Source organism: Pseudomonas sp. KD5, assembly GCF_012932895.1.
Taxonomy (GTDB): domain Bacteria; phylum Pseudomonadota; class Gammaproteobacteria; order Pseudomonadales; family Pseudomonadaceae; genus Aquipseudomonas.
The window spans coordinates 692198-704727 of record NZ_JDWJ01000001.1; the positions used below are offsets into that span (position 1 = coordinate 692198).

Below are 12530 nucleotides of genomic sequence, written 5' to 3' on the forward strand. Positions count from 1 at the left end.
TCTTAGGAAAGTGGTGGCCGGTCGGCTTCGATGGTTGCGGTGGGAGTGGCGGGGTGTTCGAACACCTGCCAGCCTCCGCCCAATGCCTTGTAGAGCTGCACGCTGTCGAGCAGCAGGCGGGTGTTGCTTTCGTTGGCGTTCAGGCGTGCCGCCAGACGCGCTCGCTGTGAATCCAGCAGCGGCAGCAGATCAATCTGGCCTCTATCGTAGAGTGACTGCGCGTGGCTCAGCGCAGCCTCCGCGGACTCGGTGGCCGACTGCAACGATTGGGCACGCTGGCGCTCCTGGGTCTGGGTGACGAGGGCGTTTTCCACGTCCTCGAGCGCGCGCACAATGCCGTCCTCGGCGCGCAGTAGCGCTTCACGTTGGCCGCTCTCGGCGACCTCGTTGATCGCGCGCGTGCGCCCGGCGTTGAAGATCGGCATGGTGAGCAGGGCGGCTACGTTGGTGAAGCGGGCGGCGCCCAGGTCCAGACCGTTCATCTCAAGGCCCTGGCGGCCATAGGATGCCCCGAGGAACAACCGTGGAAACCACTCGGCTGCGGCTTGTTGACGGCGCGCATTGGCGGCATCGAGTTGCGCCATCAACGCCAATACATCAGGCCTGCGCTGCAGCAGGGTGGCGGGCTGCCCTTGTCGGGCCGCGGGCGCCACCACGTTGCCGGGGGAGGGCTGGATACTCGCGGCATTAAAGGCCTGGTCACCGATCAATACCGCGATGCGGTGCCGCGCCACAGCCGCCTGGGTTTCCAGCGCAGGGATCTGCGCGCGCGCCGAAGCGGCATCGGTCTGTGCGCGCTCGACGTCGAAGGCGGTGGCCAGCCCGACACGGTGGCGGGCATTAACCAGGCGCAGTGTCTCGTCCTGCGCGGTCGAGATCGCGCGTAACGTTTCGGCCTGGCGCAGCGCACCGACCAGCGTGAAGTAGTTGCTGGCAACGTCGCTCATTACCAACAGACGCACGCCACGCACGCCGTCCTCCGCAGCCAGTGCCTCGGCCTCGGCTGCTGCCGCGCCTGCGCGCAGGCGTCCGCTGAGGTCGAGTTCCCAAGAGACGTCCAGGCCTGCGCCGACGGTCTTGGTGTCCGGAACTCCCTGCTTCTTGGCCGTGCTGTAGCCGCTACTACTGTCGGAGCCGAAGGCGGACATTCCGACGCTCGGAAAGAGCCAGGAGCGACTGATCGTCTCGCCGGCGCGAGCGGTGCGCACGCGCTCGGCGGCAATCTTGATATCACGGTTCTCGTGCATTGCGCGGCGCACCAGATCGGTCAACACCGGGTCGTTGAACGTTTCCCACCACGCGGCTTCGGGTTCCATCTCGGAGGCTGTGCTTGCTGCGAACTTGGCTGCCAGGGGCACCGACGGTTTGGCGGTCTCCGTGGAGCAACCGGTCAAGACCAGGGCGATAGAGGCGGCGAGCGCCGCACCCACGACGACGCCGAGCAGGCGTTCGGCATGTTGCAGGGGCGTGCGCCCGGCGCAGCGGGTCAGCGGATGGGAGGTTGGAGGTCGCGGCATCGGATTGGACTCGTGTAGATTCGAGGTGGCATCAGCGTAGGGCCCGGTGTGTGCGAAGTCGTCAGCGAAGCGTCGCCGTTCGGTCGCCATATCGAGTGTTGATTCAGGTTGGAGGTGTCACTCGCTGTCGGCATCTGCCGCGTGCTCGCCGGTCGCTGACGCGAGGTCGGAGTCAATCGACTCCAGCAACGCTTCGGCGGACGAAAACTCGCTTTGACGTCCGGTAACCAGGTTTTCGAGGCGGCCCACGAGCGCCCCGGGCATGGCGTCGCTACGCAGCTTCACGACATACGAGCGGCGGTTCGGGTACTTGGATTCAGGGTTCAGGCTCATTGCAGACCAGGGGATCAGAAAGTTCGACGACAGCGTAGGCCGTCCCCCTGGTCAAGTCGTAAGCGAAAGGTCGTACTTCGGTCGGGAATACTGCAGCCCTTGTGGGAGCCTGCCTCGGTGGCGAGGGGGCTTGCCCCCGTTCGACTGCGAAGCAGTCGTAAAACCGGTCGCCGCTTTCTAACTCAAAATCGCGGTGACTGGATTCGGGTGCGCTCCGCGCCCCAACGGGGGCAAGCCCCCTCGCCACAGAGGCTCGCTCCCACAGGTTTTGCGTCTTTAATTCACGGGCTTTGTAGCCTGAAGCAGCGAGCGCGCACGCTTCACCAGCTCGGTTCCATCGGTTTCGGGCAATTGCTCAACCAGCGCCGCCAGGGTCCGGCGGTCCTCGGTAGCCGCGTCGTGGTGCTCGCACAACTCGACCAGCGCGAGCAGCTCCAGCCACGGTGCCGCCTGGGTGCGCGCTTCCTCAATCGCTCGCCGCGCTGCGATGTTGCCGGCATCGAGCCGGTCCTGCATCCGCGCAATCGCTGCCTCCAGCAGCAACAGTTGCGGCAGGTACACGCGCTCGCCCAGTTCTTCCCCCACTCGTAGTGCTTCCTGTAGCTCGACTTGCGCAGCGTTCAAGTCACCCGCCAGCAGCAGCGCCTCGGCGGCGTAGCCGAGCACCTCGCTGGCACCGGAGCGCATGCCGAGTCCGGTGTGTTCGTCGTAGGCCTCGCGGATGCTGCGATAGCCGTCACGCGGTGCGCCATTGCGCGCCTCGGCCCAGCCGCGCCACCAGCGGCAAGCCGTGCGCCCCAGTGCCAGCGAATACTCGTCGACCAGCGTCTGCATGTCGTCAGCCAGCGCTGCCACCCGCACAGGGTTCCCCATCCGCACCTCGATCAACACCTCTTGCCAGGTGGCGACCAGCCAGGTCATGGGCTGGCGAAGCGCCTGCGCGCGGGTTCGCGCCCGCTGCATGTGGTCCCGGCCTTGCACAACAAGACCGGAACGCACGAGTTCTATGGCCAACATACCGTGCAGCATGACCTGAGGATCGGCCGCAAAGATCTCGTTCGCCCCAATGTCCAGCGGCTCGGCGATTGCGAGCGCGCGCTCCAGCCAATGGCGGGTCGCTTGCGTGCGCCCCTGAAGATGATGCACCTCGCCCTGTACGATGCATGCCACCAGCATGAGCGCTGGATCATTCGCCTCGCGCGAAAGGGTTTCGGCGCGCTCTGCTACCGCCAGCGCCTGCGCATAGTCGCCGCGCAGCCCGAGCAGATAGCCGAAGCCATGCAGCAGGCGCCCGCGCATCGGATGCTCGGGTACCTCCGCTAGCCGCGTGTACGCGCGTTCGAACGCGTTCCTGGCTTCGTTGCCGACACCGAGCGTATGGAAAGCCGATACGCCCTGTAGCGTCGCCAGGGTAATTTCGAGCGTATTGCGCTCGATCCCTTCCGGTGCTTGCCGCAGCAGGACCCGCGCGCGCTCGGTGAGACCGATGCACAAGGCTGGGCTGAAGTGCAGCAGCGCGGCTTCCGCGGCTTCGGCGTAATAACGCAGCGCGATCATCGGCTGCCGAGCCCGGTCGAAGTGTGTCGCCAGTTCCGAGGCCGCCACCGGCACGCCGGCCATGCGCTCGTGTTCGAGCGCGGCGCCAACCTGGTGATGAAGGTGGGTACGCAACGAGCGCGGCGTGCGGTCGTACAGTACCTGGCGGAAGAGGGCATGGCGGAACGAGTAGGGCAGCTCCGCCATTTCATCAGGTTCGGCGACCCGCGACCGCGTGAGCCACATCTGCTCGCGCACCAGTTCCTCGCAGGTGTCAGCCACGCAAGCGAGATCGCGCTCGAGGGCCAGCGAAACCGTCTCGACCCGAAACTCGACGCCGCAGACTGCTGCCGCCGAGAGCAGCGCACGCTGCCCGTGCCCGAGCCTGGTGATGTAGTGATCAATGATGGCTGCGAGGTTTTCGGGAACCGCCATTCCCGCCAGTCGGGCTTCGATGGTGGCGTCGTCGTCCGCCGGATCCATCACTTCACTGATGACTGACGACACGAACAGCGGTACACCGTCGGTGCGCTCGTGCAGGGCACGCACGAAGGCTTCATCGCGCGCCAGCGATGTCGAACGTAGCGCGATGTAGTCAGCGACTTCGGTTTCCGAGAACGGATCGAGCACCACTTCCTCGCAAAGACGTTGTTGGCGCAGTTCGTGGCGCAACGAATTGAGCGGATGTTCGAGCGCTACCACCTCGGCGACGCGGAAGCTCGACAGCCACATAAGCCGTGTGCGACCGCGCCGACGCGCCACATAGTCGATGAGCTGGACGGTCGCCCGATCGCTCCAGTGCAGGTCTTCAGTCACCAGCAACAGCGGTCGCTGCTCTGTGTAGCGGTCCAACAGTTCGCCCATTTCTCGCAGCATGCGATCCGGACCGATGCCCGCAAGTTCTCGCCGCAACGCGTCTCGCTCTTGCGCTGTGCTCAGCCACGGCAGTTGCAGCAGCCAGGTCGGCGCCACGGTGCGCAGCAGTGCCGGCAGGGCAGGGTCGCTGCGGCACAGATCGGCCAACGCCTCCAGCACCGGCAGGTACGGTTCGCCGGTGCCGTAGTGTTCCACGCAGTGGCCGCGGGCACAGGCGATGCCACCTAGGCTGGCGAGGAAATGCTCGATCAACGTGGTCTTGCCAATCCCCGGTTCTCCGGCCAGCCAAACCACCGCCCGTTGCCCACCGCAAGCCCGCTCCCATGCCCGTTGCAGTCTTGAGAGTTTGTCGGTGCGACCAATGAATGGTGTCGACGGATAGGCAACGACCGCCGGCACCGTCGTGGATGCAGACGGTATCGAAGGGGCAGGGGACGGCCCGGCGATGAACCGATAGCCGCGCCGCGACACCGTCTCGATGAAGCGGGGCTGCCTGGGGTCGTCGCCCAGCACCTTGCGCAGATCGCTGATGGCCGTCTTCAACACTGAATCGCTGACAAACCGATGTCCCCACACTTCATCCAGCAAAGCATCCTTGGTCACCAGCGATCCCGGCTGGCGTGCAAGCGCGCAAAGCAGCATGAAGGGCGTTGGTGCCAATGCCACGGCTTCTCCATTACGTGACAAGCAGGCGTTGGTTTCGTCGAGTTCGAACTCGACGAAGCAGAGCTGGACCGGATTCGGATGGGATTGCGGACGTACCACGTTGGATTCCTGAAACTGAAACAGAGTTATGCGCCGTGAGGCATGACACGTGGTCACTCCAATAACAACGCTGATCGGCTCGGAAGCCAAGCCTCGTCGGTCGGAAACTGGTACCAAAAAATTAATGACAAGAATTTCAATATTGAAAAATGTTTCAATTTTACATACCTTCACCTTGCCTGACGATGAGACCTGCGTGTCTCACGACTTCAATCACAACAAGGGCTCGAGATGAACAACAACAAGAAAGGTTCCGAATTGCCTTCCACCGCTGTCGATGTGCTGGTCGTCGGTAACGGTCCGGTAGGGGCGACAATCGCGGCGTTGCTCGGCGGCTATGGTGTAAAGACGCTGGTATTGGACAAGTCCCATGAGGTCCTGCTGATGCCCCGCGCCATTGCCCTGGACAACGAGGCGCTTCGCATCCTGCAACTGGCCGGATTGTCGGAAGACGCTTTCGAGAAGATCGTTATCCCTGAAGTGAAGATGCATTCCCCGGTCCTCGGGCAATTCAGTCGGGCCAATACCGCGGGGTGCATCGACGGTCATCCCAAACTGGTGACGTTCTATCAACCCGATCTTGAACATGCGATGCGCAACCAGGTCTCCCGACTGAAGACAGTGACCAGCCTGGGCGGATTCGAGCTTGAGAATCTGGTCGAGGAGTCGGAAGGTGTCGTTGCCTCCGTACGGGATCAGGATGGCCACGTGCATTCCGTTCGCGCCCGATACCTGATAGGTGCCGATGGAGCAAGTTCCAGGGTCAGGGCCTTGATTGGCCAGGAATTCGAAGGACAAACCTATGCAGAGGATTGGCTGATTGTCGATACCAGGAACCGGCATCAATCAGCGATCGATCACGTTGAATTTATCTGTGATCCACGGCGCCCGACACCGCACATGCCCGCTCCCGGCGGAAGGGAACGTTGGGAGTTCATGCTGCACCCCGGCGAATCCCGGGAAGAGCTGGAAAGCCCGGAAAGCATCGCCCGGCTGATCGCGCCATGGATCAATCCGCAGGAGCTGGAAATCGAGCGCAAGGCGGTGTATCGATTCCACGCGCGCTGCTGCAACCGATTCAGCAAGGGGCGAGTCTTCCTTGCAGGGGACGCGGCCCACATCACCCCGCCCTTTGTCGGGCAAGGTCTCGTCGCAGGACTTCGAGATGGCGCCAACCTTGCCTGGAAACTGGCTTGGGTCCTTCACGGGCAAGCCGCGCCTTCAATACTCGATACCTATGACGTGGAGCGCCGGCCCCATGCCCAGGCGATGATCAATCTGGCGAAACTCATGGGCCGCCTGGTGATGCCGAGAAACAAGGTCGCCGCTTTCTTCATCCACGGCATGATGCGCACGCTGGCGTTGACGCCCGCGTCCAGAAAATACTTCGAACAGTTGGACATCAAGCCGAAGAATATCTTCAAAAACGGTCTGTTCATGCAGCATCGTCGTAGCGACAAACTGGTTCGCGGCAGTCTGTTTCCCCAGGCCTGGGTGCGCAACACACAACAGCGGATCCAGCTGAGCGACGATACGCTTGGACACAACCTGACCCTGGTCGGGTTCGGCGTTGACCCGTTATCACTGCTGAGCACTGCTCAAGTCTTTTCATGGATCAAGATGGGCGGTCACTTCTTGCAGATCGGCCCCTGTGGTCAGCGCTCCGACAGCGGTTGCGACTTCATCGAAGACCTGAACCATGAGATCCTGCCGCTGGCTGCCAAAGGCACGCTCGTTGCGATTCGCCCCGACCGTATCATCATGCACCACGCTCCCGGCACAGAGGCAGACAGTCTGGTTCGAGAGTGCCAGATCCTGATGGCCAGCGTCGATTCCACTGCCGATAGCGTTTCCATTACCATCAACGAGCCCCCTCGATTAAGAGCGTGAAGATGCCGTCCCCCACTTTTCCTTCAGAAGAAACTGCGCAAGAACCTCTCACTCGAGGTCACAAGAAGCGTGAACGCACCCGTCGCGGCCTGGTGGACGCGGCATTGCGTCTTGTCGCACGTAAGGAGGTGGGGGAGATTGCACTGCTCGAGGTCGCCGCGGAGGCTGCGGTATCCAACGGCACCATCTACAACTATTTTCGAACGCGCGACGAAGTGCTCGAGGCCGTTGGCATCGCCATGGCGTCCGAGTTCTCCGATGCCATTTCCGCCTTGAGCTCGGACGTGCATTGCGGCGCACAGCGGCTTTCGATCGGCGTGCGCATGTTCGTCCGTCGGGCTGCCTACGACCATCAATGGGCTAACGCGCTTCTGCGCATCATCCATTCCGATCAGGCCATGCGTTCGCGTTTGGCTGATCATGTGCTGGGTGACCTGCGTGAAGGTCTGCGCGCGGGCACTTTCGCTTATGAGGACGAAGGGGTCGCCCTGGACATGGTCGTATCGTGCACAACCGGAGCCATGCGCTCGGTTGTCGAGGGGCGTGCGGCGGCAGAGCACGATCTGCTGGTCGCCGAGATGATTCTCAAGGCTCTGGGCGTAACACCGGCCAGAGCCAAGAAAATCGCCGGTAAGCCGCTACCTTAGCCCCTGATATCATTCTCGATTCGCCAGGCCTTCTGCTGAACATTCATGTTCATTTTTGTTGGTGAATAGAACTCCAAATCTTTTCGTGGACCTTGAAAAAACATTCGATGAATCCGTTTTTATGCGGCATAGAACGGTTTTCCTGGATGGTTTCATTCTTGATTCAAAAAACTTTGTTGACTGCAGCTGAACACGCGTGTTCAATTGACTCATAAGGTAATTTTGGAGAGAGAACGTGGAATCCCTGAATCCGACACAGCGCCGCATTCATCAAGCCGCTTTCCGCCTGTTCGCTGAAAGAGGTACCTCCCAGGTGAACATCCTTGACCTCGCACAAGAGGCAGGAGTAGCGCGCGGAACGATCTACAGCAACATCGACAGCATGGAAAACCTGTTCGAGGCAGTTGCCAGCCATCTCGCCAGGGAGATGCATGAGCGCGTCAACAAGAGCTTCGACGCTCTCACCGATCCGGCTCAGCGTCTTGCCAATGGCATTCGACTCTTCATTCGTCGCGCTCATGAGGACTCCCATTGGGGGGCGTTCATCCATAAGTTCGCCATGAGCAATGCTTCGTTGCGTGAAATGTTCAGCAGCCAGGCGACTACCGATCTTCTAAGTGGACTTGCCAGTGGGCGGTACACGTTTGCGCAGGAGCAATTGCTCTCAGTTTTGACGCTGATATCGAGCAGTGTGCTGGGCTCGATTTTCCTGGTGCTGGAAGGGCATAGAACGTGGCGCGAATCGGGCTCTGACACGGCCGAGCTGGTGCTGCGGGCATTGGGTGTGGCACCAGAGGAGGCTCGTGCGCTGGCGACTACAGAGCTGCCAACACTTCCTTCTCTCGACTAGTTCGTAAGCCGATTCAACTAAACGCCTCTGGATTTTCAGGGGCGCGGGGACGGCTTTACCCTAAAAAACCGGAAAACAAGAACAATGAACAACAAAAACCAATTGCATCGGTTGGCAACGCAACAACCCGCCCGGCATCCGCAGCCGACGGTGAAGGCCCAGGGGCTGACTCACCTGATCTTTCAGCGGCCGGACTTGAACGAGGCGGCGCGGTTTTTGACCGATTTCGGCCTGACAGTCAGTCAGCAGGACGCCGATACGCTTTATCTGCGCGCCACCGACCCCACTGCGTACTGCTACCGAGTCCATCGTGCAGAACAGGCACGTTTTGTCGGGTTCGCACTGGCCGTCGAGTCGCTTAAGGATCTGCAAAAACTGACGCGCATCCCAGGCGCCTCACCGGTAGAAAAATCGGAACATCCTGGTGGCGGGTATTACGTCAGGCTGACCGATCCTTCCGGTTTCATCGTGGAAGCTGTTTGCGAGCAGATTCCAGGTAAAACGCTGGTGCACAGAGCGCCTCTTCCCTGGAATCTGGCGCACGAGCAACCGCGAATCAACGCCACGCAGCGTCCGCCGATCGCTCCCCCTGAAGTACTCAGACTCGGTCACATCGTCATCGAAGTGGCGGACTACCAGGCGACCTGTGCCTGGTACACCAAGCATTTCGGGTTCATTCCCAGCGATGTGCAGGTGCTCCCCGATGGCACACCTATCGTCACTTTCATGCGCCTTGACCTCGGTGAAGTTCCCGCGGCTCACCATACGCTCGCGATAGCGCAAGGGTTCATGGCCACCTATAGCCATAGCGCCTATGAGGTTGTCGATGCCGATGCGGTGGGAATGGGGCAGCGCGTCCTGCGCGAGCGCGGTTGGGAGCACTCATGGGGCATTGGCCGGCACATTCTGGGCAGTCAGATCTTCGATTACTGGCAAGACCCTTGGGGCGATAAGCACGAGCATTACTGCGACGGGGATGTGTTCACGGCCGCACAGCCTACGGGTATTCATCCCGTAAGCCCCGAGGCAATGGCGCAGTGGGGGCAGCGCATGCCCAAGAGCTTTACAAAACCCAGGATGAGTTTGAGCAAGCTGCGTGCGCTGATCCGGAACCTGCGACGCAGCCCCGACCTGACCCTTCGCAAGCTGGTAACACTCATGCGGATGTTCGGGTAGGGCTGCCAGCCTTTCCACAGAACAACACCACAGATCTCGCGCCGCCGCGGGCGGGACAAACGCTGCTCCAGGAGTACCTTCAATGTCTGCTGTACACGTAGTCCGCTTTGAATTTCAGAACGGTATCCACTGGGGCGTGCTACGCCAGGGCCGTATCACGGTTGTCCCCGGTGTTTTTGAAACCACCGGTGACTTCATTCGCCAGAACAGCCTCGACGACCTCGCTCAAATAAAAGGTACGGAGTTTGCGGAGGGCGAAGTGAAACTGCTGTCGCCGATCACCCGTAACCAGCAGTTCGTCTGCCAGGGCGCCAATTACCGTCAGCACATGATCGAGTCGGGCATGGACCCGGATGCGAAGAAATTCAACATGATCTTCACCAAGGCGACCAGTTGCCTGGTGGCGGCGGACAGCGACCTGATCAAGCCGCGCACCGTGCGCTTCCTTGATTACGAGATCGAACTGGGGCTGGTGATGAAACGCGCAATCACCGGCGCGGTGGCTGTTACCGACGCCAATCTGCATGAGTTCATCGCAGGCGTCGTCATCGTCAATGACTACTCGGCTCGTGACATTCAGATCCCTCAGATGCAGTTCTACAAGGGCAAGAGCTTCCGCACATTTGGCCCGGTCGGCCCGTACCTCTGCCTTCTGGATGCCAAGAGCATGCCTTACCTCAAGGCATTGCAGTTGCGCCTGACGGTCAACGACCAGGTGCGCCAGAACGACAGCACGGCCAACCTGGTTTACGGCCCCGCCGAAACCCTTACCGAACTCTCTGCCGTGCAAGACCTCGCCGTTGGAGACCTGATCGCCACCGGTACACCCGCCGGCTGTGCGCTGACCGTTCCTTCGCCGGCCAAACAGCGCATTGCGGCCCTGATGCCAGAAGCTACCAAGTGGAAGCTGTTCCTTAAGGCGCAGGAAAGCCGGACGCAGTATCTCAAGCCGGGTGATGTGGTCGAGGCGCGCATTCGCAGCGCTGATGGTGTGATCGACCTCGGCGTGCAACGTAACCGTGTCGTGGAGGAAGCCTGATGACGGTGCAGACCCTGAGTGACATCGAAAGTCTCGAACGAGTCCCCTTGTCGGAGCGTGGCCTGGCATCCAGCACTTATGAAGCGCTGCGGCAGGCCGCCAAGTGCACCCCCCGGGCGCCGGCGCTGAGCTTCTTCGCCAATGCCGCCGATTTCAAGCGCACCTGCGAGTGGAACTACTCCCAGCTCTTCGCGGATATCACCCGCGCGGCGAATGCCTTCCATGACCTGGGCATCAAACCGGGCGAGGTGCTTGCCTTCATCCTGCCCAACCTGCCGGAAACCCATTTCACCATATGGGGCGGGGAGGCGGCTGGCATCGTCATGGCGATCAATCCTCTGCTCGAAGCCAAGCAGATGGCTGGCTTGCTGAATGCCGCGAAGGCCTCCGTGGTGGTAACGCTCGCACCGACCCCGGGTAGCGATCTGTGGCCCAAACTGGCTTCGCAGCTGGATCAGTTACCTGCGCTCAGGTCTGTCGTTTGGGTCAGCATGGAGCCCTATGTCGCCGAACCGGTGTGCGGGATCCTGCAAGCCATGGCACTGAAGGAGCGAGACTTACACAACGGTATCGCGATCCACGATTGGCTATCGCTGATGAATACTCAGCCGCACACACACCTGATCAGCGGTCGACAAATCCGCCAGGATGAGTGCTCTTCCTACATCTGTACGGGCGGCACCACCGGGCTCCCCAAGATCGCCGCGCGAACCCATGGCTCGGAAGTATTCAATGCATGGGCCATGGCCGCTCACATGCAGCCACGCACGAGTGGCCAGGTTATCTTTTGTGGCCTGCCGCTGTTTCATGTCAATGGACAAATGGTGACTGGCCTGATGCCTTGGACCCAAGGCGACCATGTGATTCTCGGGACGCCTCAAGGGTATCGTGGCGAGGGGGTGATCCCGCGATTCTGGGAGATGGTCGAGCACTTCGGTATCAACTTCTTTTCCGGCGTGCCAACGGTCTATGCCGCACTTCTGCAAAATGAATGGCAGGGGCGCGACCTGTCCAGTCTTCGCTACGCAATGTGTGGCGCGGCGCCCATGCCGGCTGAGCTTCTGCGAGAGTTCGAGCGCCGGACCGGGTTAAAGATCCTTGAAGGTTACGGTCTTACCGAGGGCGCCTGCGTTTCCTCAATCAATCCGCCCCATGGCGAGCGCCGCATCGGCTCCATCGGGATACGGATCGCCTACCAGAATATGCGCTCGGTCGTGCTCAATGACGCGGGTGAATACCTGCGCGATGCCAACGTGGATGAAATCGGGCTCATCACGATCAGTGGTCCGAACCTCTTCGATGGCTATCTGGAGGAGCGTCATAACCAGGGTCTCTGGGTCGATATCGACGGTCAGCGCTGGCTGAATACGGGTGATCTGGGTCGCCAGGATGCGCAGGGTTACTTCTGGCTGACCGGGCGCAAGAAGGAGTTGATCATTCGCGGCGGCCACAACATCGATCCCAAGCAAATCGAAGAGGTTCTGCAGGCGCATCCCGCCGTCGCCCTGGCCGCGGCAATCGGCAGCCCCGACGTCTACTCGGGGGAGGTGCCGGTGGCCTACGTTCAGTTGCGCCCCGGGCAAGTTTGCAAGGCCGAAGAGCTGGAGGCGTTCGCCCATCTCCACATCAGTGAGCGGGCGGCCGTTCCCAAGCGCATCGAAATCCTCGAAGCATTGCCACTGACGGCCGTGGGCAAGATATTCAAACCCGCTTTGCAGCAGCGGGAGATTGCCAGAGTCGTCCAGCAGGAAGCGGGGCGCCTGGGGCTTTCGGATATTGCTGTCGAGGTCGTGCAGGACACTCGTCGTGGGCCTGTCGCCTGCATCCGGGCCGGAGCCGACCAGGAAATCCTGGCGCCGCTCTTGGGACACTACAGCTTCCAGATCGAGTGGCTTACTTGA

General features: G+C 61.2%; 9 protein-coding genes. 6 read left to right on the top strand and 3 right to left on the bottom strand.

What is annotated here, in order from left to right:
- Positions 1-2: 2 nt before the first annotated feature.
- The 3 genes from AF70_RS03085 to AF70_RS03095 all read right to left on the bottom strand — a co-directional run bounded on the left by AF70_RS03085 (position 3) and on the right by AF70_RS03095 (position 5027).
- A complete protein-coding gene (locus tag AF70_RS03085) occupies positions 3-1517 on the bottom strand; it encodes an efflux transporter outer membrane subunit (protein WP_019580159.1) in 1515 nt (504 codons plus the stop codon).
- 117 nt (positions 1518-1634) lie between these two features.
- Entirely contained in the window at positions 1635-1850 is a 216-nt protein-coding gene (locus tag AF70_RS03090; RefSeq protein ID WP_019580160.1) for a hypothetical protein, read from the bottom strand.
- A gap of 276 nt (positions 1851-2126) precedes the next feature.
- The gene (locus tag AF70_RS03095; RefSeq protein WP_028941329.1) at positions 2127-5027 is read right to left on the bottom strand and encodes an AAA family ATPase; all 2901 of its coding nucleotides are present in this window, start codon (positions 5025-5027) and stop codon (positions 2127-2129) included.
- Between the two features lie 231 nt (positions 5028-5258).
- On the opposite strand from AF70_RS03095, the gene AF70_RS03100 reads away from it, so the two are divergent.
- The 6 genes from AF70_RS03100 (at position 5259) to AF70_RS03125 (ending at position 12530) form a co-directional block, all read left to right on the top strand.
- Positions 5259-6917, top strand: a complete 1659-nt coding sequence (locus tag AF70_RS03100) for a bifunctional 3-(3-hydroxy-phenyl)propionate/3-hydroxycinnamic acid hydroxylase (protein WP_028941330.1) — start codon at positions 5259-5261, stop codon at positions 6915-6917.
- 2 nt (positions 6918-6919) lie between these two features.
- The gene (locus AF70_RS03105) at positions 6920-7564 is read left to right on the top strand and encodes a TetR/AcrR family transcriptional regulator (RefSeq protein WP_019580163.1); all 645 of its coding nucleotides are present in this window, start codon (positions 6920-6922) and stop codon (positions 7562-7564) included.
- Positions 7565-7799: 235 nt separating this feature from the next.
- Positions 7800-8414 (top strand): TetR/AcrR family transcriptional regulator, encoded by a 615-nt coding sequence (locus tag AF70_RS03110; protein ID WP_019580165.1) that lies wholly within the window; start codon positions 7800-7802, stop codon positions 8412-8414.
- Between the two features lie 84 nt (positions 8415-8498).
- The gene (locus AF70_RS03115; RefSeq protein ID WP_028941331.1) at positions 8499-9590 is read left to right on the top strand and encodes a VOC family protein; all 1092 of its coding nucleotides are present in this window, start codon (positions 8499-8501) and stop codon (positions 9588-9590) included.
- 82 nt (positions 9591-9672) lie between these two features.
- Positions 9673-10629 (top strand): fumarylacetoacetate hydrolase family protein, encoded by a 957-nt coding sequence (locus tag AF70_RS03120; RefSeq protein WP_028941332.1) that lies wholly within the window; start codon positions 9673-9675, stop codon positions 10627-10629.
- Positions 10629-12530 carry an acyl-CoA synthetase gene (locus AF70_RS03125; RefSeq protein WP_028941333.1) on the top strand — a complete coding sequence of 634 codons (1902 nt, stop codon included), beginning with the start codon at positions 10629-10631 and terminating at the stop codon, positions 12528-12530. Before AF70_RS03120 ends, AF70_RS03125 begins: the two co-directional genes overlap by 1 nt.

What these genes read in the sequence shown, in the direction of transcription:
- AF70_RS03085 (WP_019580159.1), bottom strand. Translation starts at nt 1,517, where the DNA reads ATGCCGCGACCTCCAACCTCCCATCCGCTGACCCGCTGCGCCGGGCGC.
- AF70_RS03090 (WP_019580160.1), bottom strand. Translation starts at nt 1,850, where the DNA reads ATGAGCCTGAACCCTGAATCCAAGTACCCGAACCGCCGCTCGTATGTC.
- AF70_RS03100 (WP_028941330.1), top strand. Translation starts at nt 5,259, where the DNA reads ATGAACAACAACAAGAAAGGTTCCGAATTGCCTTCCACCGCTGTCGAT.
- AF70_RS03105 (WP_019580163.1), top strand. Translation starts at nt 6,920, where the DNA reads ATGCCGTCCCCCACTTTTCCTTCAGAAGAAACTGCGCAAGAACCTCTC.
- AF70_RS03115 (WP_028941331.1), top strand. Translation starts at nt 8,499, where the DNA reads ATGAACAACAAAAACCAATTGCATCGGTTGGCAACGCAACAACCCGCC.
- AF70_RS03120 (WP_028941332.1), top strand. Translation starts at nt 9,673, where the DNA reads ATGTCTGCTGTACACGTAGTCCGCTTTGAATTTCAGAACGGTATCCAC.
- AF70_RS03125 (WP_028941333.1), top strand. Translation starts at nt 10,629, where the DNA reads ATGACGGTGCAGACCCTGAGTGACATCGAAAGTCTCGAACGAGTCCCC.